The sequence below is a fragment of the Achromobacter pulmonis genome (assembly GCF_002885955.2).
GTDB classification, from domain to species: domain Bacteria; phylum Pseudomonadota; class Gammaproteobacteria; order Burkholderiales; family Burkholderiaceae_B; genus Achromobacter; species Achromobacter pulmonis_A.
The window spans coordinates 493,995-513,924 of sequence record NZ_POQS01000002.1; the positions used below are offsets into that span (position 1 = coordinate 493,995).

Consider the following 19,930-nt stretch of genomic DNA (forward strand, 5'->3'; position numbering starts at 1 on the left):
CGTTCTCCGGTTAGAAATCAGGCCGGACCGACGCGCGCGTACAGCGCGCCGTCGCGGGCCAGGTCGCCGCTGGCCTGCACGCGGCGCTTGCGCCGTTCGGCGAAATCCAGCATGCGGTCGATGGGCCGCTTGGCGCGCAGGCCCAGCGCCGGGTCCAGCAGGATTTCATTGCGCCCGTGTTCCAGCGCGTCGGCCAGGCTGGACAGCGCGTTCATGGCCATCCAGGGACAGTGCGCGCAGCTCTTGCAGGTGGCGCTGTCGCCCGCGGTCGGCGCGGCCAGGAAAGTCTTGCCCGGCGCCTGCGCGCGCATCTTGTGCAGAATGCCCTGGTCGGTCGCCACGATCAGGGTGTCCGTATCCAGCCGGCGGGCGGCGTCGATCAGCTGCGTGGTGGAGCCGACCACGTCGGCCTGCGCCAGCACCGGCTCGGGCGACTCGGGGTGGGCCAGCACCCGGGCCTGCGGATGTTCGGCTCGCATCAGTTCCAGCTCCACGCCCTTGAACTCGTCGTGCACCACGCAGGCGCCCTGCCACAACAGCATGTCGGCGCCGGTCTGGCGCTGGACGTAGGCGCCCAGGTGGCGGTCGGGCGCCCACAGGATCTTCTCGCCGCGCGCGTGCAGCGCGGCGATCAGGTCCAGCGCGATGGACGAGGTCACGACCCAGTCCGCCCTCGCCTTCACCGCGGCGCTGGTGTTGGCGTAGACCACCACGGTCCGGTCGGGATGGGCGTCGCACCACGCGGCGAAGTCCGCGGCCGGGCAGCCCAGGTCCAGCGAGCAGGTGGCTTCCAGGTCCGGCATCAGGATGCGCTTGTCCGGGCTCAGGATCTTGGCGGTCTCGCCCATGAAGCGCACGCCCGCCACCGCCAGCGTGCGCGCCGGATGGTCGCGCCCGAAGCGCGCCATTTCCAGCGAATCGCCGACGCAGCCGCCGGTCTGCTCGGCCAGTTCCTGCAGGGCCGCGTCCACGTAGTAATGGGCCACCAGCACCGCGCCTTCGCGCGCCAGCAGCGTGCGCACGCGGTCGGCGGCGGCGGGCAGGTCAAATTCGTTGGACCGGGCATTCATGGGCGTCTCCGTCACAATATACTCATTTTGAGTATTTGTGGATCAAAAAAAAGGGCACGATTTATGCTAGTGTTGAGCATAAATCGTGTCAACCCGTTTTTGCCCGGATGCGGGGGGCTACGCCGTCCTCACGAACAGCGCCCGCAGCTTGCTCCAGAAGTCCCCGCCCAGCACGAAAAAGCTGGCGATCAGCATCACGTCGCCCAGCACCTGCAGCTGCCACATATTGGGCCTGAGGCCGGGCCACAGCTGATCCACATAGGGCTCCAGCGTCGAGGTCAGGATGGGAATCAGGAACATCGCCAGGCCGATGGCATGGCGCACCGGACCCACCTTCTGCACCGGCGCGAGCCGTTTGGCATGCCCGAAGACGATGGCCTTGAGCTGCTGGAAGCCCTCCTTGCCCATCACGGCCACGCAGGTCAGCAGCAGCACCTTGTTGGCGATGAAGATGGTGCCGGTCAACGCGGCGATGCGCGAGCCCGGCACGTCGAGGGCGGCGGCGATCGGGATGAGGAACCAGAGCGCGAAGGCCAGGATGAAAAGCGCGATTCCGCACTTGAAGCGCCACCCCGCCCTGGGAGCGGCTTGAGACGTGTTTTCCGGCGATGACATGACTGACTCCTCTTCAGGTGTCTGAATAAGCCGGGACTGACGGCCCCGGCGGACGTGGCGCGCGGCGGCGCGGTTCGAACAGCCGCAGCATCAGGCAGGCGTACAGCGTGACGGCGATGAACAGGCCCATGCGCACGGCGAAGGCGGTGTAGACGTCCTTGCCCGCGACGCTGTCCTGCACCGACTGGCCGAGCAGGATGACCAGCGTCACCAGCGTGTTGAGCCAGAAGCTCGGCGGATGCCGGGTGGGACTGAGCCGGTACAGCTTGCGCGCGGCCAGCAGGCCGAACAGCAGCATCCACAGAAAGAACATCCAGAGGCTGACGCACAGGCTCAGCGCGCACCAGAACAGCACGGCCAGCAGCCCGCCCAGCAGCGTGGAGCCGAGCAGTTCGCGCGCCGCGCCGTGCGCCGCCGTGACGCAGGCCTGCCGCCCCAGGCTGACCGACTTCAGAATGATGGGCATGTAGCCCAGCGGATCGGTCAGCGCCAGCAGGAAGGCGGGCATCACGACCAGCGTGGCGCGCAAGGCCATCCGGGCGGCCTGGTCCGGCGGCAGGACCGGCGCGGCCGGCGGCTTGGGCGCCAGCGCCGGCTCGCGGAACAGCCAGTGACAACAGCCCAGCACGGCGACGGCCGCGAGCAGGCCCTTGGCCAGCGCTTCGACCGCCAGCGCCGCCAGCCGGAAATCGACGGTGCCGGCCGCGGCGATGATGGTCAGCCCGATGATCAGGAACATCGTGAGCACGCCGTTGGCCCCGCGCATGCCGGCGCGAAACGCCAGAAACAGACAGAGGCCGATGAGCAGCACGCCGGCCAGCGGGTAATAGCGCAGCAGCGGGCTGAGCAGCAGCCCGGTGGCCGTGGCCAGCCCGACCGCCGCCACCAGCCCCAGCCCGGCCCGGGCCGACAAGGGCTGGTTCATGCCGGCCAGCAGGAACACGCCCAGCACCGGCGCGACCATCGGTATGGGCAGGTCCAGGCCGAAGCCGATCGCCACGCACAGCGCGACGCCCACGCCCAGGCGCAGGGCGCGCACGCCGCGCGGATCGCGGCCGTCGGCAATGGCGTCAGTAGGCATAGGAAAGCCAGCTCATCAGGCGCAGATAGGCGCGGCCCAGCAGGTTGAGCGGATTGCCGGAGCTGGGAAACGCCATCACTTCGGCCTGTCCGCCCACGCGCACGTCGCGCAGTTCGGGCAGGTCGTCCCGGTCGAACTCGACGATGACCGGAAAGCGCTGCGCCGGGCGCAGCCAGTCGCGGCTGTTCTGCACCGTCGGCAGGCCGCCCGGCGGCGTGCCCGGGCCGACGTTGACGCCATAGCCCACGCTGCGCACCCGGCCGTCGAAGATGCGGCCGGGACGCGCGTCCAGCACGATGCCCACCGGCGTGCCCGGCTCGATATGGCCGAGGTTGTTCTCGGTCATCTCCGCGCTGATCCAGACGTCATGGATCGGGATCAGCGTCATGACGGCCTTGCCGGCGGCGGCGAACTGGCCGACGTCGGTGCGCAGGTCGGTGATCAATCCGGGCGAACTGGCGCGCACCCGCGTGTTGGCCAGGTCCAGCTCGGCCTTCTGCACGGCGGCCGCGGCGCTGCGCAGCCTGGCGTTGTCCTCGTCGCTGCCGCCCTCCTGCTCGCGCGCCCGCTGCACTTCGGCGCGCGCCGCCGCGACCTGGCTGACGGCCTGCTCCAGGCTGGCGCGGGCGATCTCCAGCCGGCGCAGCGAGACCGTGCCGCGGTCCTCGCGGTACAGGCGTTCGAGCCGGCCGCTGTCCTGGCGCGCCTTCAGTTCGTTGGCCTGCGCGGCCCGCAGCGAGGCCTGGGCCGAATCGATGCCGGCGGTGCTGGCGCCGATCTGCCTGCGCATGGATTCCAGGTCCGCGCGGGCGCGCTCCAGCGCGATGCGGTACTGCTCCGGGTCCACGTCGAACAGCGCGGCCCCGGCCTGCACGTCCTGGTTGTTGCGCACGTAAACCTTGGTCACGCGTCCCGACACTTCCGGCGCCACCGCGATGACGAAGGCCTCCACCCTCGCCTGCTGCGTATACGGGGTATAGCGGTCGGCCAGCAGATACCAGGCCAGGCTCAGCACGATGAGCAGCGCGACCCAGCCCACGCCCTTGCGGGCAGGGTCGGACGGCGCAGGCGCGGCGGCGGGCTGCGGTTCATTCATCGGCTTTCCCCTTCTTCGCGAGCGGCGCGGCCTGCGGTTCGGCCAGCAGGTCGCCCCAGTCGGTGCGCCGCTCCATCTGTTGCCGGGTGGCCGCGTCCAGCACCGGCTCGCCGGTGTGCCAGCCGCCGCCCAGGGCCTTGTACAAGGCGATCAGGTCGCCCACCGCGCCGCCGCGGTTGACCACGTAGGCGTCCTGCTGCGAGGCCACGGCGCGCTGCGCGTCCAGCACGCGCTGGAAGTCGGTATAGCCCTCTCGATAGAGCGCGTTGGCCAGCGCCAGCGAACGCTCGGCGGCCTGCGCCGACTGCTGCAGGATGCGGTCGCGCTCCACGGCCTTGATCAGGCCGCTGGCGGCGTCGTCGGCCTCGCGCGCGGCCTCGCGCACCTCGTCCTGGTAGGCGACGATCAGCTGCTGCAGGCGCGCGTCCTGGACGCGCACGTTGTTCTGCAGCCGGCCGTGGTCGAACACGTTCCAGCTCAGGCTCGGTCCGGCCAGCAGGGCCGCGCCGCCGCCGGTTCCGGCCAGCGAAGTGGCGGTCCAGGCGATGCTGCCCAGCAGGGTCAGCGAGGGATAGAGGTCCGCCTCGGCCACGCCGATCTGGGCCGACTGCGCGGCGATGCGCAATTCCGCGGCGCGCACGTCGGGCCGGCGCAGCAGCAGGTTGGCGGGCACGTCCTGCAGCACCGCGCGGTCGACCAGCGGGACGACCGCCTCTTTCTCGGCCAGTTGCGGGATGGGGCCGGGCGGGCGGCCGATGAGGACGGCCAGCGCGTTGCGCGCGCGCATGATCTGGCTTTCGAACTGGGGAATGGTGCCCAGCGTGCTCAGGTACTGGGTCTTGGCCTGCTGCAGGTCCAGCTCGTCGGTCTCGCCGCTGGCGTACAGGCGCTGCGTGATCTCGTAGCTGCGCTTCTGGATGGCGGCGTTGCCGCGGGCGATGCGCAGCCGCGCCTCGGCGGTGCGCAGCGTGTAGTAGCTGTCGGCCACCTGGGCATGCAGCAGCACCAGCACGTCCTCGCGGTTGGCCTGGGCCTCGAAATACGCCGCGTCGGCCGACTCGATGGCGCGACTGAAACGCCCCCAGAAATCCAGCTCCCAGCCGATATCGAATCCCGCGCTGTACTGCCAGAAGCTGCTGGGCTGCGGCGTGCCCAGGGCCGAGCGCGAAGCGCGATGCGTGTACAGGGCGTCCGCGCCCACCACCTGGACCTGGGGATAGAGCCCGCTGCGGGCGATGCCGAGCTGGGCGCGGGCCTCCATGATGCGCAGGCCGGCAATGCGCAGCCCGCCGTTGCCGGCGTCGGCCTGGCCGATCAGGTATTCGAGGACGGGATCGTCGAAGATGCGCCACCACTGGCGCGCGTCGGGCTCGACCCCGGCGCGGGTGGCCTGCTGCAGCGCCGGCGTGTTCCAGCCGTCGGCCCAGGACGCGTGCTGGGGCTGGAAGTCCGGCCCGAGTTTCATGCAGCCGCCCAGGCAGAACACGCCCATCAGCAGCAGCCGATTCGTACAAGTCCGCAGCGACATCGATGGATATCGGATCGATCAGAACCTAGCCGCAACGGCGCGCGCGGCGCCCGTGGACCCGGCTCGGGGCCCTGGCATTTTCAGCGGGGCGCCCGGGCCGGGCGGTCAAAATCCAAAGAAGACGGGTCTCCTGGTCTGGATGCCGCGATTGCATGACGGAATGTCAACTTGCGCATCGATTCTAGGAGCCTTTTTTGCTTCCCGCCAGAGGGGTGTGGACAGGAAGAGACGAGGGTCGGGATGACCCCGTTGCGCCGATGTACAAAACCCGCCGTCCGGCGCTAAATTCGATTGCGCGCCGCGACGCGCGACGCGCACGCAGGTTTCCAGCCATGCACTCCGGAGTGCCGCCATGAACGCTCGAAAGAAGGCAGAAAAGGATAAAAAGTCGGCGCCGGCCAGGCTTTCGGCCAAGGAGTACGACCGTGAGCTCGAACGCCTGCACGTCGAACTGGTCAAGCTCCAGGAATGGGTCGTGCGCACCGGCGCCAAGGTCTGCATCCTGTTCGAAGGGCGCGACGGCGCCGGCAAGGGCGGCACCATCAAGGCCATCACCGAACGCGTGAGCCCGCGGGTGTTCCGCGTGGTGGCCCTGGCCGCGCCGTCCGACCGCGAGAAAACGCAGATGTACATACAGCGCTATCTGCCGCATCTGCCGGCCGCGGGCGAGGTCGTGATCTTCGACCGCAGCTGGTACAACCGCGCGGGCGTCGAGCGCGTGATGGGCTTCTGCTCCGAAGAAGACGTCGACAATTTCCTGAAGGCCGTGCCGCTGGTCGAGCGCGCCATCATCGGCTCCGGCGTGCTGCTGCTCAAGTACTGGCTGGAGGTCAGCCAGGAAGAACAGACGCGCCGGCTGCAGGCCCGCATCAACGACGAACGCAAGATCTGGAAGCTGTCGCGGCTGGACCTGGACTCGTACAGCCGCTGGTATGACTATTCGCGCGCCCGCGACGATATGTTCGAGGCGTCCGACACCGACGTTTCGCCGTGGCACGTCGCCCAATCGGACGACAAGAAGCGGGTGCGCCTGAACATCATCCGCCACCTGCTGGCCAGCATTCCGTACGAGTCCGTGCCGCGGCCCAAGGTCAAGCTGCCCAAGCGCCAGAAGCCGGGCGACTACCGCGAGCCGGACCGTCCGGTAAGGCAGGTGCCCGAGCTGTACTGAGGGCCGCGCATAACCATGAACGCAGCGCCAGTACTGGCCGCCCGGGCCGCGCGCTTGCCTAGAATGGTTGAAAAATCCGCAGCGGCGGCAACGCGTCGCCTACTGCGCCCCATCGTTTCTTCGCGGCGGGAGACTTATGCTCGAGGCCATCGAGACGTTCCATTGGGGCGCCATATTCCAGATCGTTCTCATCGACATCCTGCTCGGCGGCGACAACGCCGTCGTGATCGCGCTGGCCTGCCGCAATCTGCCGCCGCGCCAACGAATGCGGGGCATACTCTGGGGTACGGCGGGGGCCGTGCTGTTGCGGGTGCTATTGATCGCCTTCGCGCTGGTGCTGCTGGACATCCCCTTCCTGAAGGCCCTGGGCTGCCTGCTGCTGGTATGGATAGGCATCAAGCTGCTCGCCCCCGAGGAAGACGCGCACGGCAACATCGCCGCGGGCACCAGCGTGCTGTCGGCCATCAAGACCATCATCCTGGCCGATTTCGCGATGAGCCTCGACAACGTCATCGCCATCGCCGGCGCTGCGCAGAACGCCCAGGCCGACCACCAGCTGTATTACGTCATCTTCGGGCTGTGCGTGAGCGTGCCCATCATCGTGTGGGGCAGCACCCTGGTGCTCAAGCTGATCGACCGCTTCCCCATCGCGGTGACCTTCGGCGCCGGGCTGCTGGGCTGGATCGCCGGCGGCATGCTGATCACCGACATCTTCATCGTCGAGCGCTGGGGCGAGCCGGCCGCGCCGCTCAAGCTGGGCGTGGAGCTGGCGGGCGCGCTGCTGGTCATCGTGGCCGGCAAGTGGCTGGCCGCGCGCCGGCGGCGCAAGCGACCGGCCCGCGGCGAATCGGCCTCGACTTCGTAACGGTTTGTGGATTTCCAGGGTTTTCCCCTAGGCCTGCCGTGTCGATTTCCGCTTCACTGGTACGTCGTGTCAGTACGCAAACTCTTCGAAAGGCGGACTCACCATGGCTACCGGTACTGTCAATCTCCATCGCGTCATGCGCACCACGCCCGATCGCCTCTATCGGGCCTTCCTGGAACCCGACGCCGTCGCGCGCTGGCTTCCCCCCTACGGCTACACCTGCCTGGTGCATCAGCTCGACGCCCGCGTCGGCGGCGTGCACAAGATGGCGTTTCGCAATTTCGGCACGGGCCACAGCCACGATTTCGGCGGCGAATACCTGGAACTGATCCCCAACCAGAAAATCCGCTATTCGGACCGGTTCGACGATCCCAGCCTGCCGGGCGACATGCAGACCAGCGTCACGCTGCGCCAGGTATCCTGCGGCACGGAAATCACCATCCGCCAGGAAGGCATCCCCGAGGCCATCCCCACGGAGATGTGCTACCTGGGCTGGCAGGATTCGCTGGACCAGCTCAGGCGCCTGGTCGAGGCCGAGATGCCCGACGACGCCTAGCCGCAACGCGGGATTAATGCTCCAGGTCTAATCCGTGCATGCGCCAGGATGTCGAACATGACCGATAAGCGAGCCGCCAAAAGCGCCTCCGTTGCCCCCGGACAGCCCGCGCTGCTGTCCGGCGGCAATCCCCAGATCCCCAAGGGCGAAGGCGACGCGCCGGTGCAGGCCTATATCGCGGCCATGCCCGGCTGGAAGAGCGCGCTGGGCCGGCGCCTGGACGCGCTGATCGTGCGCGCCGTGCCCGGCGTGCACAAGGCGGTCAAATGGAATTCGCCCTTTTACGGGGTCGAGGGCCAGGGCTGGTTTCTCAGCTTCCATTGCTTCACCCGCTACGTGAAGGTGGCCTTCTTCCGCGGCGCTTCGCTGAGTCCAATTCCGCCGGGCGCGTCCAAGCACCCCGCGACGCGCTATCTGGACATCCACGAAAACGATGCGCTGGACGAGGCGCAGTTCCTGGACTGGGTCAGGCAGGCCAGCGAACTGCCCGGCGAACGCATGTAGGACGCCGGCGATTGCTACGCATGGCGGATTTCATCCTTGGGTATGCGTCCCGGCGGCCGATGGACGAGCGGCCCGACATGCTTCATCCTGGACGACAGACAGAAATAGACACCGTTCGCGTCTTGATACTCACTGTGGCGCGGCAAACGCGCAATGAGCGTGCTCAAAAGCTCAAGGGTTGGGGAATCAAGATGAACATCCTGCTGGCGTTCGCGCCCTTCATCGTGTTTGTCATCATCGAAAGGGCTGTCGGGGTGCTGGAAGGATTGGCCGCTGGCGCGATCGTATCGGCCGGGCTGGTGCTGCGCGACTGGATCAGTCCGGAGCGCCGCGTCAAGCTGATGGAGACGGGCACCTTCGTGCTGTTCGCCGGGCTGACGCTGTACGCGCCCATGGTCGACGGCGAATCCTGGACCATCTCCGAGGCGCGCCTGCGGGTGGACACCGGGCTGCTGTTCATCATCCTGCTGACCCTGGCGCTGCGCCGGCCGTTCACGCTGGCCTACGCGCGCGAAAAAGAACCCGAATACGTCTGGAAGGCCCGCAGCTTCGCGCGCATGAAATACGCGATCGCCGCCGCCTGGGCGCTGGCCTTCGCCGTGATGGCGGCGACCGACGCGCTGCTGGTCTACCGCCCGCAGCTGCCGCAGGGCATCGCGATCGCGGTGACGCTGGCCGCGCTTGCGGGGGCGATGAAGTTCACGGCGTGGTATAGAGACCGGATGTGGGCGACCACGTCCAGATAACTTGGTGCGGACCGATGGGTTACGCGCGCTGGACGTTTGCGTTCTTGCATAAAGGCTCTCGCGCTCTACCCATCCTACTGGAAGTGATACCGCTCGCGGTAACCCACCGGCGACATGCCGCAGTACTTGCTGAAAATGTCGCGAAAGGCCTTGGTGTCGTTGTAGCCGACCTCGTACATGACCTCGGCCACGCTTTTGCGCGAGGTCTCCAGCCGTTTCTTGGCCGCTTCCACCCTCACCCGCTGCAGGTACTCCACGATGCTGTTGCCGGTGGCCTGGCGGAAGCGCCGTTCCAGGGTGCGCCGGCCCATCGCGTGGCGGCCGGCCAGTTCCTCGACCGTGATCTTCTCCGTGTAGCGGCCTTCGATGTAGTCCTGCACCGCGCGCACCACCTCGTCGGCATGCGCCTTCTGGCCCATGAACACCGAGAACGGCAGCTGGCTCTGGCGGCTCCAGTCCAGCTGGAAGTACTTGGCGCACCAGATGGCGGTTTCGCGGTCGGTGTATTTCTCGATCAGGTGCAGCACCAGGTGCGCGGCCGAGAACGCGCCGCCGCTGGTGTAGATGCCATTGTCGGCCATGACCACGCGGTCGCTGACCCAGCGCACGTTGGGAAACATGCTGGCGTACAGGTTCTGCGCGACCCAGTGCACCACCGCCTGCTGGCCGTCGAGCAGGCCGCCGGCGGCCAGCAGCGCGGCGCCCATGCACAGGCTGGCGGCCTCGCCGCCGGCGCGGTGGTGGCGCGCCAGCCATTCGATCAGCTCGCGGTTCGACAGCACCGCGTCCGACACCGAACCCAGCAGCGGCGGCGCGATGCAGATGTCGATGTCCGCCGCCTCGTCCAGCACCATGTCGGCCTGCACCGTGATGCGGCCGTCGTCCAGGCTGACCTCGCGCGTCAGGGCCAGCGTGCATACCTTGAACCGGGGCTCGCGCCCGTGCGCGGCCAGATATTCGTTGGCGACCAGGAAGCCGTGCCGGGCGGTTTCCAGGGACGCGATGTTGGCCCCGCGGGGCAGCAGGAAAGCGATGTTTTTCATCCTGCAAAGCATACGCCTGGCGGCTGTCGCAATCCACCCTCAAGAATGTCGCAATTGCCTATCTGAAAGCGCGCCGGATCCCGATACAGTGACATACACCGGAACCCGCTCCGGCATGTGCCCAGAGGCGGCTCGCGGGGCCGCCGGGCGCATCAGAACAACACCAGGAGTTCATCATGGAAAAGTACATAGACGGCTTTCTACTGAGCGTGCCCACGGCCAACCTGGACGCCTACCAGAAGATGTCCAGCCTGGCCCGGACCATCTGGCTCGAGCACGGCGCGCTGGACTACCGCGAAGGCGCGGCCGACGACATCGACGGCGAAGGCTTCGGCTCGTTCACCGCCGCGGCCGGCGCGCGCGAAGGCGAGACCGTCGTATTCGCCTGGATTCTGTACGCCAGCCGGGCCGAGCGGGACCGCATCAACGCCAAGGTCATGGCCGATCCGCGCCTGAAGGACATGTGCTGCGAAGGCGTGTTCGACACCAAGCGGATGTGCTGGGGGGGATTCCGCACGCTGGTCGGCGACTGAACCCAATATCGGAGATCCACATGAACACCCCTGCAAGCAAGCCCATCCCCGAAGGCATGCACACGCTGACCCCGCACATCGTGTGCGAAGGCGCGGCGCAAGCCATCGACTTTTTCAAGAAAGCGTTCAACGCCCAGGAAATCACGCGGCTGGCCGGACCCAACGGCAAAGTCATGCACGCGGCCGTGCGCATCGGCGACTCGGTGCTGATGCTGATGGACGACTTCCCCGAATGGGGCTCGCTGGGCCCCAAGGCGCTCAAGGGCACGCCGGTCACGCTGCACCTGTACGTGGAAGACGTGGACGCGGCCATCAAGCAGGCCGTCGCCGCCGGCGCCCAGGTGACCATGCCGGCGGCCGACATGTTCTGGGGCGACCGCTATGGCCAGGTGGTGGACCCTTACGGCCACCGCTGGTCCATCGCCACGCACAAGTTCGACCTGACGCCGGACGAAATCCGCGAGAACATGGCCAAGATGGGAGACATGCAGGGCTGCGGCGATCCCGCCAAGAAGCCCCAGCCCTGAGCCCTTCAGCTGGCTACGCGGCGCTGGGTGCGGAAAAAGCGCCAGATCAGCGCCGAGGCATCGGGGCCGTTGGCCGAGTGGTAGCGCACGGACCCGTCTCCGCCGCTCCAGGCGTGCTCCAGCCGGATGATCTCGCACAGGCGCAGCACGGTGCTGCGCCCGCGCTGCAGGTCCAGCCGGCGATAGGCCCGCTCGGTGCCCAGCCCCAGCACGCGCTCGACCGGCGCGGCGTCGGCCGGCACGCCGTTGAGCGCGCGGAACTGCTCGAACAACTGGCGCGCATTGCGCGGCGCCACCGCCGGGTCCAGATGGCCATGCAGGATCAGCGCGGGCATGCCCAGCCGGAAAACGGTGGGGTCCGCGATGTTTTCCAGTAGCGGCGCGAGCGGCTTGACGCTGCCGCGCCGCATGGCGGCCAGGCCGCCGGCCGCGCTATGGGCGTCGCCGGCCACCGGCCCCGAATGCATGGCCACCGCGGCGATCAGGCGCGGATGCCGCAGCGCCACCAGCGCGGCCATGCCCGCGCCCGCCGACAGGCCGGCGATGTAGATGCGCTCCGGGTCCACCCCGAAGCGGGCCGCTTCCGAGCGGATCAGGCCGGCGATCAGGTCGGCCTCGGCCCCGCCGTGCGCGTCGTCCGGCTGGAACCAGCGCCAGCAGCGCTGCACCTGGCGCGCCAGCGACTGCTGCGGATACAGCACCATGAAACCGCCGGCATCGGCCCATTGGTTCATGCGCGAGCCGCGCGCGAACGCCAGGCTGGTCTGGCGGCAGCCATGCAGCATCACCACCAGCGGCATGCCGGTACGCGGCGCGGAAACCGGCGTATAGCGCGCGAAGGCGAGGCGCCGGCCGGACCCGTCGGTGTACTGGCGGGAGGCCTCCCAGCGCCCGGCTCCCAGGCCGGCGGACGCCGCCGCCGCGGCCTTGGCGGCGGGTTTGGCGGCCGGTTTCGCCGGCTTGCGGCGCACGGCCGCCCGCCTGGCGGCCTTGGGCGCGGCCGCCAGTAACGCGGCGCGCTGCAGCCGGCCGAGCCGCTTGGCGGTCTTGAATATCAGACTGGTGAAACTGCGCGCCATCCGAACCTCGGTCAGTCAGCCCCTGGAGAATGTATCGTATGGTAACTGCGCCAGCGCGGTCTCCCGGACCCCGCGGCAAGCGCCGGCTTGCACCAGATCAAATCTGCGCCGTATCCGCCTTGCGGCGGTCTTGAGACGGCGTCGCAAAGCGCCTATGGTGGAGGCTTGCCCAACCGAGACGCATTCATGTTTCCCGACGACAGACCCCAGACCCTAGGCGAAGAAATCGCCAACGCCATCAGCCATGGCGTCGGCGCGGCCGGCGCGGTGGCCTCGGCGCCCATCCTGATCGTCGCGGCCGTGCGCCAGGGCGACGCCGCCTTCATCGTGGGGGCCGCGGTATTCGCCGCGTCGATGTGCCTGCTGTACCTGGCCTCCACCATATACCATGCGCTGCCGCGCTGCCGCGCCAAGGAGTTCTTCAACCTGCTGGACCATTCGGCCATCTACCTGCTGATCGCCGGCACGTACACGCCATTCGCCCTGGGCGCGCTGCGCGGCCCGTGGGGCTGGACGCTGTTCGGCCTGGTGTGGGGCATGGCCCTGCTGGGCGTGGGCCTGAAGGCCAGCAAGCGGCTCAACCGCCCCGCCCTGTCCACCGGACTGTACCTGGCGATGGGCTGGCTGGTGCTCATCGCCGTCAATCCACTCATCGAGAAAGTGCCCACCGGCGGCCTGTGGTGGCTGGTCGCCGGCGGCCTGGCCTATACCGGCGGCGTGGCCTTCTTCGTGCTCGACAACCGCTGGCGCTACAGCCATTTCGTCTGGCACCTGTTCGTGCTGGCCGGCACCGTCTGCCATTTCTTCGCCGTGCTCTGGTACGCGGCCTGATTGCGCCCGGAAACATCGCGGCCAGCAGCGACTACGAAAACGCGCAAAACGTTTCCGCCCCGCCCCCGGGGCCGCCCTGCCGCGCGCCGCGCGCCCGCGGTGGCCTGCCGACACAGGAAAACACATCGCGAAACTTGCCCCTGGGCCGGGCCGGTTGCCATCATGGTCGGACATTCAACCGGAACATGGAGGTTTCATGCAGCGTTCCACTAATGCATTCCATATTGCCGCGGGGCAGCAAGCGCGCAAGGCGCGCGCGGCGTGGGGAGTCCTGCCCGCCGTGCTGCTGACGGCGGCGCTGTCCGGTGCCCCCGCCTTTGCCCAGCAGGCCGCCCAGCCCCAAGCCCAGGCCCAGCAGCAGATGGCGCCCCCGCCCGCGATCCAGCCGACCGAGCAGCAATTGCAGCGCTACGCGTCGGCCTCGCAGAAAATCTCCGGCGTCGTGGACGAATACCGTCCCAAGGTCGACGCCGCCAAGACCGACGAAGCCAAGCAGAAGGTCGTCCAGGAAGCGGACGCCAAGATGGTGCAGCTGGTCCGCGCCGACGGCCTGAGCGTCGAGGAATTCAACGGCATCGGCCAGGCCGTGCAGCAGGACCCGCAGCTCAAGCAGCGCGTCATGAACATGACCAAGGGCGCGCCCGCCCGCTGACGCCGCCGCTGCCCCCGCCGCGGCAAACGCCACCCGCCTTCGGGCGCGTGGCGTTTTTTTTGTCGTAGGCCCCCCCAGGAAGCAACGCACATGCGGGAACGCCATCGCGTCTTATCCTCGCGCCGCTGGAAAACCGTGCTGCCTGGCGGCGCGCACCACGACCAGGGTGGCGGCCAGCAGCACCAGCAACGCGGGTGAGAAGGCCACGACACCCAGCCGGTCCAGCAGCACGCCACCGACGATGCCGCCGCCCGCGATCGCCATGTTCCAGGCCGTGACCAGCATCGACTGCGCCACGTCGGCCGCGTCTCCTGCGGTCTTGGCGATGGCCGTCTGGAACAAGGTCGCCGCGCCACCGAAGGCAAGTCCCCAGACGGCGACCGCCGCATAGACCATTGCAGGCGCATCGCCGGCGCCCCCCAGCGCCAGTGCGGACAGGCCGAACAAAGCGGTACTGGCCAGCGTCAACGCACGCAGGTGCCGGTCGATCAGCACGCCGACGATCCAGATGCCCAGCAGCGACGTGACGCCGAACACCAGCAGCACCAGGTCCGTCCGTTGCGCCATCCCCGCCGCCGCCAGGAACGGTGCGATGTAGGTGTAGAGAATGTTGTGCGCCAGTACGAAGGCCAGCACCACGAACAGCACCGGGCGCACACCGGCCACGGTGAACGCATGGCGCAGCGACAGCCGTTTGCCGGCCGCCTGCCCGGCGAAGTCCGGCACCTTGACGCGTACCCACACGATGAGCAGCAGCGCCAGCCCGCTCATGATGCCGAAGCACATGCGCCAGCCGACCAGGCCGCCAAGAAAAGTGCCGGCCGGCACGCCCAGCGACAGCGCCAGCGGCGTGCCGACCATCGCCATAGCAATGGCCCGGCCCTTCTGGTGCTCGGGCACCATGCGCGCGGCATAGCCCGCCAGCAGCGCCCACAACAGGCCGGCCGACACACCCGCGAGGAAGCGCGCCACCATCGTCAGGACATAACTGCTGGATAGCGTGGTGACGGTATTGGCGATGAAGAAACCGGCAATGGCGGCAAGCAGCAGCGGGCGACGGCGCGCGCCTTGCGTGGCGGCGGTTAGCGGAATCGCCGCTACCAGCGAGCCAATGGCGTAGACGGTCACGAGTTGGCCGGCCAGTGCTTCGGAAATTCCCAGCCCGGCGCTGATCTGAGGCAGCAGGCCCGCTGGCAGCGCTTCCGTGAGGATCGTAACGAAACCGGCAAACGCCAGGGCCAGAAGCGATGCGATGGGAAGGCGCGCGGATCGGGTAACGCCACCGAGGGCCGTTGTGGTCGAAATTGCCATGAATCTGCCTTTGTGAATGCCGAGCCCATGTGGCATGGAATCGGCACGAATTGAATGTAGGCAGTCATGGTGCAGGCAGATGCCGATCAAGACAATAATGCTAATGTTCTTAATATATTGGACAAATTTTCCTAAATTACCTACGCCATGGAATCTCTCGGCGGTATCGCATTCTTTGTGCAGGCGGCGGAAACCCGCAGTTTCTCCGAAGCCGGGCGCAATCTCGGCGTGTCCTCTTCGGCTGTGGGCAAAAGCGTGTCCCGGCTGGAGGAGCGCCTGGGCGTGCGTCTATTCCACCGCAGTACACGCAGCATCACGCTGACCGCCGAAGGCGCGCTGTTCCTGGAGCGCTGTCGGCGCATCCTGTGCGAAGTCGAGGCGGCCGAGCTGGAGCTGTCCGAAACCCGACAGGCGCCCAGGGGCCGGCTGCGCATCAGCCTGCCCCTGGTCGGCATGCTGGTCATGCCGGCGCTGACGGCCTTCATGCACCGCTACCCGGCTATCGAACTGGATGTGGATTTCTCGGACCGCCTGGTGGACGTGATCGAGGAAGGTTTCGACGTGGTGATGCGTACCGGCGAACCGACCGACTCGCGCCTCATGTCCCGGCCCCTGGGCAATTACCGACTGCAGCTGGCCGCCTCGCCGGACTACCTGGCGAAGCGCGGGACGCCCGAGGTTCCCGCCGACCTGATCCACCACGCCTGCCTGCAACACAAATTCCCCAGTACGGGAAAGCTCGAAGCCTGGCCGCTCAAGCGCGCGAAAGGCGCCGCGGAAGCGAGGCTGCCGGTCTCGATGGTCTGCAACACGTCGGCGGCGCTGATGGAAGTGGCGCTCGCCGGCCTCGGCATCGCTTGCTTGCCGGACTACATGCTGCGCCCAGCCATCGAGCGGGGCGAACTGGTCACCGTGCTGGATGCGCACATCGAGCACCAGGGCGCCTTCCGGCTGCTGTGGCCGTCGAGCAAGAATCTGGCTCCGAAGCTGCGTGTATTCATCGACTTCATGGTCGAAGAACTGTTCAAGCGCTGACCTGTCCGGAGCAACAGGGCAAGCCCGCTTTTCCCGTTTTGGCCTTATCCTCTAATTCCCCAGACCCGTCTTAGCGGAGCGCGACATCTTGACCCCGGACCTCACTCTCTATGACCTGGCGGGTGCCGACCCGTCGCTGCGGTTCAGCCCGCATTGCTGGAAGACGCGCATGGCGCTGGCCCACAAGGGCCTGTCGGCCCAGACCGTGCCGTGGCGCTTCACCGAGAAGGAAGCCATCGATTTTTCCGGCCAGAAGCTGGTGCCGGTGCTGGTGGACGGCGGCCACGTGGTCAGCGACTCCTGGCAGATCGCCTGTTATCTCGAAGACACCTATGCCGACCGCCCCTCGCTGTTCGGCGGCCCGGCCGGCCGGGCCTTGAGCCTGTTCGCCAATTCCTGGGCCGACAGCACGCTGGTGCCGACGCTGGCGCGCCTGCTCCTGCCCAGCATCCACGGGCTGATCCACGAGAAGGACAAGGACTACTTCCGCGCCACGCGCGAAAAGCGCTTCGGCAGGCTGGAAGACCTGCCGGCCGGCTACGAAGCGCAGATCGCCGCGCTGCGCGCCGCCCTGCTGCCCCTGCGCCAGACGCTGGCCCGGCAGCCCTATCTGGCCGGCGAGCGGCCCGCCTATGCCGACTACGCCGTGTTCGGCATGTTCATGTGGGCGCGCTGCACCAGTGCGCTGGACCTGCTGGCCGCGGACGACCCGGTCCATGCCTGGCGCGAACGTCTGCTCGACGCCTTCGATGGCATGGCGCGCGCCGCGCCCACCGCGGCAGCCTGATCAGGTCTTGAGCCGGTAGCCGGTCTTGAAGATCCAGCGCACGCCCAGCAGACAGGCCAGCAGGAACACCAGCGTCATGCCCACGCTGACGCCGACGCTCACGTCGGCCGCGCCGTAGAACGCCCAGCGGAACGCGCTGACCAGGTAGACCACGGGGTTGAACAGCGTGACGGCCTGCCAGAACGGCGTCAGCATCTTGATGGAATAGAAGGTGCCGCCCAAAAAGGTCAGCGGCGTGATGATCATGAGCGGGATGATCTGCAGCTTCTCGAAGCCGTCGGCCCAGATCCCGATGATGAAGCCGAACAGGCTGAAGGTGACGGACGTGAGCACCAGGAAGGCCAGCATCCAGAACGGGTGGACCACGTCGAAGTCGACGAACAGCCGCGCCGTGGCCAGCATGATGAGCCCCAGGATGATGGACTTGCTGGCCGCCGCCCCGACGTAGCCCATGACGATTTCCACGTACGAGATGGGCGCCGAGTGGATCTCGTAGATGGTGCCCGAAAAGCGCGGCATGTAAATGCCGAATGACGCGTTGGCGATGCTTTGCGTCAGCAGCGACAGCATGATCATGCCGGGCACGATGAAGGCCCCGTAGCTCACGCCGTCGATCTCGACCATGTGCGAGCCGATGGCCGAGCCGAACACCACGAAGTACAGCGAGGTGGAGATCACGGGCGACAGCACGCTTTGCATCAGCGTGCGCCACGCGCGTGCCATTTCGAACAGGTAGATAGCGCGGATGGCGTAGAAGTTCATGATTGACCGTGCACCAGGCTGACAAAGATATCCTCGAGCGAGCTTTCCGATGAATTCAGGTCGGTGAATTCGATCTCCAGCCTGCCCAGCTCGTGCAGCAGCCGCGAAATCTCGCCGCCGCCCTGGTTATCGTAGGTATAGACCAGCGTGTGGCCGTCGGCCGACAGGTCCAGCTGGAAGCCGTCGAGCGCCGTGGGGATGCCGGGCAGCGCCGCCTTCAGCGTCAGGGCCAGCTGGCGCTTGCCCAGCTTCTTCATCAGGGCGTGCTTTTCCTCGACCAGGATGATCTCGCCCTTGCGGATCACGCCGATCCGGTCGGCCATTTCCTGGGCTTCCTCGATGTAGTGCGTGGTCAGGATGATGGTGACGCCGCTTTCGCGCAGGCGCCGCACCATTTCCCACATGCCGCGGCGCAGCTCGACGTCGACCCCGGCGGTGGGTTCGTCCAGGAACAGGATGGCGGGCTCGTGCGACAGCGCCTTGGCGATCATGACGCGGCGCTTCATCCCGCCCGACAGCGCCATGATGCGGCTGTCCTTCTTGTCCCACAGCGACAGGTCGCGCAGCACTTTCTCGACGTACGCGTGGTCGGTCGGCTTGCCGAACAGGCCCCGGCTGAAGTTGACGGTGTTCCAGACGCTCTCGAACGCGTCGGTGGAGATTTCCTGCGGCACCAGCCCGATCTTGGCGCGCGCCGCGCGGAAATCGCGCACGATGTCGTGGCCATCGGCCAGCACGGTGCCGGAAGTGGGATTGACGATGCCGCAGATGATGCTGATCAGCGTCGTCTTGCCCGCGCCGTTCGGCCCCAGCAAGGCGAAGATTTCGCCGCGCTGGATATCCAGGTTCACGTTCTTGAGCGCCTGGAATCCCGATGCGTACCGCTTGGTTAGGTCCTGGACTGAAATGACCGGCTGCACACGCGCCCCCGACTTGATAGACAGCCAGGGATTTTACTCGCCACGCCGGCGCGGCTTGTTCGAGGTGGCGGAACAGTCTGTTTTGGAAATGGGGGGGGTGGCGGCTGGGGCCGCCTGATGGGTTTCGCGCGTTCGATATTTGATTTTTTATCCCGGATGTCTCGCGCTGCACCCATCCTACGATGGCGGGACCGTAGGATGGGCGCAGCGCGAGAATCCCTGCGCAAGAACTCAGCCATGCTGCGCGCGAAACCCATCAGGCAGCCCCAGCCGCCCTTCCTCTTACCTCCCCCAGCGCAACACCAGCGGATCCAGACGCCGGGCGGTCTCCAGCAGCCCCTGCCTGACTTCCGGCCGCATCGCGGGGAACGGGTGGCGTGGCGCGTCGCAATCGATCACGCCGCCGGCCTTCATCAGCGCCTTGGCGGTCAGGATGCCGCCCTGGCGGTTTTCGTAGTTGATCAGCGGCAGCCAGCGCTCGTACAGGCGGTAGGCCTCGTCGCGGCGTCCGGCCCGGTGCGCCTCGATGATGGGCCGCAGGCCGTCGGCGAAGGCGCCCCCGGTCATGGAGCCGGTGGCGCCGGCGTCCAGGTCGGGCAGCAGGGTGATGGCTTCCTCGCCGTCCCAGGGGCCTTCGATCGCCGCGCCGCCCAGTTCGATCAGGTCGCGCAGCTTGGTGGCGGCGCCCGCCGTCTCGATCTTGAAGTACGACACCTGCTCGATCTCGCGCGCCATGCGCGCCAACGTCGCGGCCGGAAGCGGCGTGCCCGCGACCGGCGCGTCCTGGATCATGATGGGAATGTCCACCGCGTCGGACACGCGCTGGAAGAAGCCGTGCACCTGCTCTTCGGACACCCGGATCGTGGCGCCGTGGTACGGCGGCATGATCATCAGCATCGCCGCGCCCTGCTCCTGCGCGCGCCGGCTGCGCGCGGCGCAGACCTGGGTGCTGAAGTGGGTCGTGGTCACGATGACCGGGACGCGGCCGGCGACGTGCTCCAGGATCGTGCGGGTCAGGATCTCGCGCTCCTCGTCGGACAGCACGAACTGTTCGGAGAAGTTGGCCAGGATGCAAAGACCGTCCACGCCCGAATCGATGATGAAGTCCACCGCCCGCTTCTGGCTGGGCAGGTCGAGCTCGCCGGACTCGGTGAAAGGCGTGGGGACGACGGGGAATATGCCGCGGTAGCGCGGCGTCTTGGAGAGGGTCATGGCGCC

General features: G+C 67.6%; 22 protein-coding genes. 11 read left to right on the plus strand and 11 right to left on the minus strand.

Annotated features, from left to right (window positions below; genetic code table 11):
- Window positions 1-17: 17 nt before the first annotated feature.
- The 5 genes from nadA to C1I89_RS08405 form a co-directional block, all read right to left on the minus strand.
- Window positions 18-1,070 (minus strand): quinolinate synthase NadA, encoded by a 1,053-nt coding sequence (gene nadA, locus C1I89_RS08385; RefSeq protein WP_102772313.1) that lies wholly within the window; start codon window positions 1,068-1,070, stop codon window positions 18-20.
- Window positions 1,071-1,187: 117 nt separating this feature from the next.
- Window positions 1,188-1,685 carry a transporter suffix domain-containing protein gene (locus tag C1I89_RS08390; RefSeq protein WP_102772314.1) on the minus strand — a complete coding sequence of 166 codons (498 nt, stop codon included), beginning with the start codon at window positions 1,683-1,685 and terminating at the stop codon, window positions 1,188-1,190.
- A gap of 13 nt (window positions 1,686-1,698) precedes the next feature.
- Window positions 1,699-2,766, minus strand: coding sequence for a DUF2955 domain-containing protein (locus tag C1I89_RS08395; protein ID WP_102772315.1), 1,068 nt, complete (start codon window positions 2,764-2,766; stop codon window positions 1,699-1,701).
- Window positions 2,756-3,862 carry an HlyD family secretion protein gene (locus C1I89_RS08400; protein WP_102772316.1) on the minus strand — a complete coding sequence of 369 codons (1,107 nt, stop codon included), beginning with the start codon at window positions 3,860-3,862 and terminating at the stop codon, window positions 2,756-2,758. The genes C1I89_RS08395 and C1I89_RS08400 overlap by 11 nt, the downstream gene beginning before the upstream one ends.
- Window positions 3,855-5,390, minus strand: coding sequence for an efflux transporter outer membrane subunit (locus C1I89_RS08405; RefSeq protein WP_102772317.1), 1,536 nt, complete (start codon window positions 5,388-5,390; stop codon window positions 3,855-3,857). Before C1I89_RS08405 ends, C1I89_RS08400 begins: the two co-directional genes overlap by 8 nt.
- A gap of 352 nt (window positions 5,391-5,742) precedes the next feature.
- Here C1I89_RS08405 and ppk2 point away from each other — a divergent pair, with 352 nt between their 5' ends.
- From ppk2 to C1I89_RS08430, 5 genes are all read left to right on the plus strand, one after another.
- A complete protein-coding gene (ppk2, locus tag C1I89_RS08410) occupies window positions 5,743-6,561 on the plus strand; it encodes a polyphosphate kinase 2 (RefSeq protein ID WP_102772318.1) in 819 nt (272 codons plus the stop codon).
- Window positions 6,562-6,697: 136 nt separating this feature from the next.
- Window positions 6,698-7,426, plus strand: coding sequence for a TerC family protein (locus C1I89_RS08415; RefSeq protein ID WP_102772319.1), 729 nt, complete (start codon window positions 6,698-6,700; stop codon window positions 7,424-7,426).
- 103 nt (window positions 7,427-7,529) lie between these two features.
- Window positions 7,530-7,982 carry an SRPBCC family protein gene (locus tag C1I89_RS08420; RefSeq protein WP_102772320.1) on the plus strand — a complete coding sequence of 151 codons (453 nt, stop codon included), beginning with the start codon at window positions 7,530-7,532 and terminating at the stop codon, window positions 7,980-7,982.
- 48 nt (window positions 7,983-8,030) lie between these two features.
- Entirely contained in the window at window positions 8,031-8,486 is a 456-nt protein-coding gene (locus tag C1I89_RS08425) for a DUF1801 domain-containing protein (RefSeq protein ID WP_102772321.1), read from the plus strand.
- Window positions 8,487-8,677: 191 nt separating this feature from the next.
- Entirely contained in the window at window positions 8,678-9,232 is a 555-nt protein-coding gene (locus C1I89_RS08430; protein ID WP_102772322.1) for a hypothetical protein, read from the plus strand.
- A 74-nt stretch (window positions 9,233-9,306) separates the two neighbouring features.
- On the opposite strand, the gene C1I89_RS08435 is transcribed toward C1I89_RS08430, so the two are convergent.
- Window positions 9,307-10,287 (minus strand): GlxA family transcriptional regulator, encoded by a 981-nt coding sequence (locus tag C1I89_RS08435; RefSeq protein ID WP_102772323.1) that lies wholly within the window; start codon window positions 10,285-10,287, stop codon window positions 9,307-9,309.
- 164 nt (window positions 10,288-10,451) lie between these two features.
- Here C1I89_RS08435 and C1I89_RS08440 point away from each other — a divergent pair, with 164 nt between their 5' ends.
- Window positions 10,452-10,808 (plus strand): DUF1428 domain-containing protein, encoded by a 357-nt coding sequence (locus C1I89_RS08440; protein WP_102772324.1) that lies wholly within the window; start codon window positions 10,452-10,454, stop codon window positions 10,806-10,808.
- A 20-nt stretch (window positions 10,809-10,828) separates the two neighbouring features.
- Window positions 10,829-11,335 carry a VOC family protein gene (locus C1I89_RS08445; protein WP_102772325.1) on the plus strand — a complete coding sequence of 169 codons (507 nt, stop codon included), beginning with the start codon at window positions 10,829-10,831 and terminating at the stop codon, window positions 11,333-11,335.
- Between the two features lie 5 nt (window positions 11,336-11,340).
- On the opposite strand, the gene C1I89_RS08450 is transcribed toward C1I89_RS08445, so the two are convergent.
- Window positions 11,341-12,414 (minus strand): extracellular catalytic domain type 1 short-chain-length polyhydroxyalkanoate depolymerase, encoded by a 1,074-nt coding sequence (locus C1I89_RS08450; RefSeq protein WP_102772326.1) that lies wholly within the window; start codon window positions 12,412-12,414, stop codon window positions 11,341-11,343.
- Between the two features lie 186 nt (window positions 12,415-12,600).
- Here C1I89_RS08450 and trhA point away from each other — a divergent pair, with 186 nt between their 5' ends.
- Both trhA and C1I89_RS08460 read left to right on the plus strand, forming a co-directional pair.
- On the plus strand, window positions 12,601-13,245 hold the full coding sequence (gene trhA, locus C1I89_RS08455; protein ID WP_102772327.1) for a PAQR family membrane homeostasis protein TrhA: 645 nt from the start codon (window positions 12,601-12,603) through the stop codon (window positions 13,243-13,245).
- A 196-nt stretch (window positions 13,246-13,441) separates the two neighbouring features.
- The gene (locus C1I89_RS08460) at window positions 13,442-13,897 is read left to right on the plus strand and encodes a DUF4168 domain-containing protein (protein ID WP_102772328.1); all 456 of its coding nucleotides are present in this window, start codon (window positions 13,442-13,444) and stop codon (window positions 13,895-13,897) included.
- Between the two features lie 111 nt (window positions 13,898-14,008).
- On the opposite strand, the gene C1I89_RS08465 is transcribed toward C1I89_RS08460, so the two are convergent.
- Window positions 14,009-15,208, minus strand: a complete 1,200-nt coding sequence (locus C1I89_RS08465; protein WP_102772329.1) for an MFS transporter — start codon at window positions 15,206-15,208, stop codon at window positions 14,009-14,011.
- A gap of 147 nt (window positions 15,209-15,355) precedes the next feature.
- Between C1I89_RS08465 and C1I89_RS08470 the strand changes: the two genes are divergently transcribed.
- Together C1I89_RS08470 and C1I89_RS08475 are read left to right on the plus strand one after the other, a co-directional pair.
- Window positions 15,356-16,243 carry a LysR family transcriptional regulator gene (locus tag C1I89_RS08470; protein ID WP_102772330.1) on the plus strand — a complete coding sequence of 296 codons (888 nt, stop codon included), beginning with the start codon at window positions 15,356-15,358 and terminating at the stop codon, window positions 16,241-16,243.
- Between the two features lie 88 nt (window positions 16,244-16,331).
- Complete coding sequence (locus C1I89_RS08475; protein ID WP_102772331.1) at window positions 16,332-17,030, plus strand: glutathione S-transferase family protein; 699 nt, start codon at window positions 16,332-16,334, stop codon at window positions 17,028-17,030.
- On the opposite strand, the gene C1I89_RS08480 is transcribed toward C1I89_RS08475, so the two are convergent.
- The 3 genes from C1I89_RS08480 to C1I89_RS08490 all read right to left on the minus strand — a co-directional run bounded on the left by C1I89_RS08480 (window position 17,031) and on the right by C1I89_RS08490 (window position 19,924).
- Window positions 17,031-17,792 carry an ABC transporter permease gene (locus tag C1I89_RS08480; protein WP_102772332.1) on the minus strand — a complete coding sequence of 254 codons (762 nt, stop codon included), beginning with the start codon at window positions 17,790-17,792 and terminating at the stop codon, window positions 17,031-17,033.
- Entirely contained in the window at window positions 17,789-18,712 is a 924-nt protein-coding gene (locus C1I89_RS08485) for an ABC transporter ATP-binding protein (RefSeq protein WP_102772333.1), read from the minus strand. The genes C1I89_RS08480 and C1I89_RS08485 overlap by 4 nt, the downstream gene beginning before the upstream one ends.
- Before the next feature lie 282 nt (window positions 18,713-18,994).
- Window positions 18,995-19,924, minus strand: coding sequence for a dihydrodipicolinate synthase family protein (locus tag C1I89_RS08490; RefSeq protein WP_102772334.1), 930 nt, complete (start codon window positions 19,922-19,924; stop codon window positions 18,995-18,997).
- Window positions 19,925-19,930: the final 6 nt, after the last annotated feature.

What these genes read in the sequence shown, in the direction of transcription:
- nadA (WP_102772313.1), bottom strand. Translation starts at nt 1,070, where the DNA reads ATGAATGCCCGGTCCAACGAATTTGACCTGCCCGCCGCCGCCGACCGC.
- C1I89_RS08390 (WP_102772314.1), bottom strand. Translation starts at nt 1,685, where the DNA reads ATGTCATCGCCGGAAAACACGTCTCAAGCCGCTCCCAGGGCGGGGTGG.
- C1I89_RS08395 (WP_102772315.1), bottom strand. Translation starts at nt 2,766, where the DNA reads ATGCCTACTGACGCCATTGCCGACGGCCGCGATCCGCGCGGCGTGCGC.
- C1I89_RS08400 (WP_102772316.1), bottom strand. Translation starts at nt 3,862, where the DNA reads ATGAATGAACCGCAGCCCGCCGCCGCGCCTGCGCCGTCCGACCCTGCC.
- C1I89_RS08405 (WP_102772317.1), bottom strand. Translation starts at nt 5,390, where the DNA reads ATGTCGCTGCGGACTTGTACGAATCGGCTGCTGCTGATGGGCGTGTTC.
- ppk2 (WP_102772318.1), top strand. Translation starts at nt 5,743, where the DNA reads ATGAACGCTCGAAAGAAGGCAGAAAAGGATAAAAAGTCGGCGCCGGCC.
- C1I89_RS08415 (WP_102772319.1), top strand. Translation starts at nt 6,698, where the DNA reads ATGCTCGAGGCCATCGAGACGTTCCATTGGGGCGCCATATTCCAGATC.
- C1I89_RS08420 (WP_102772320.1), top strand. Translation starts at nt 7,530, where the DNA reads ATGGCTACCGGTACTGTCAATCTCCATCGCGTCATGCGCACCACGCCC.
- C1I89_RS08425 (WP_102772321.1), top strand. Translation starts at nt 8,031, where the DNA reads ATGTCGAACATGACCGATAAGCGAGCCGCCAAAAGCGCCTCCGTTGCC.
- C1I89_RS08430 (WP_102772322.1), top strand. Translation starts at nt 8,678, where the DNA reads ATGAACATCCTGCTGGCGTTCGCGCCCTTCATCGTGTTTGTCATCATC.
- C1I89_RS08435 (WP_102772323.1), bottom strand. Translation starts at nt 10,287, where the DNA reads ATGCTTTGCAGGATGAAAAACATCGCTTTCCTGCTGCCCCGCGGGGCC.
- C1I89_RS08440 (WP_102772324.1), top strand. Translation starts at nt 10,452, where the DNA reads ATGGAAAAGTACATAGACGGCTTTCTACTGAGCGTGCCCACGGCCAAC.
- C1I89_RS08445 (WP_102772325.1), top strand. Translation starts at nt 10,829, where the DNA reads ATGAACACCCCTGCAAGCAAGCCCATCCCCGAAGGCATGCACACGCTG.
- C1I89_RS08450 (WP_102772326.1), bottom strand. Translation starts at nt 12,414, where the DNA reads ATGGCGCGCAGTTTCACCAGTCTGATATTCAAGACCGCCAAGCGGCTC.
- trhA (WP_102772327.1), top strand. Translation starts at nt 12,601, where the DNA reads ATGTTTCCCGACGACAGACCCCAGACCCTAGGCGAAGAAATCGCCAAC.
- C1I89_RS08460 (WP_102772328.1), top strand. Translation starts at nt 13,442, where the DNA reads ATGCAGCGTTCCACTAATGCATTCCATATTGCCGCGGGGCAGCAAGCG.
- C1I89_RS08465 (WP_102772329.1), bottom strand. Translation starts at nt 15,208, where the DNA reads ATGGCAATTTCGACCACAACGGCCCTCGGTGGCGTTACCCGATCCGCG.
- C1I89_RS08470 (WP_102772330.1), top strand. Translation starts at nt 15,356, where the DNA reads ATGGAATCTCTCGGCGGTATCGCATTCTTTGTGCAGGCGGCGGAAACC.
- C1I89_RS08480 (WP_102772332.1), bottom strand. Translation starts at nt 17,792, where the DNA reads ATGAACTTCTACGCCATCCGCGCTATCTACCTGTTCGAAATGGCACGC.
- C1I89_RS08490 (WP_102772334.1), bottom strand. Translation starts at nt 19,924, where the DNA reads ATGACCCTCTCCAAGACGCCGCGCTACCGCGGCATATTCCCCGTCGTC.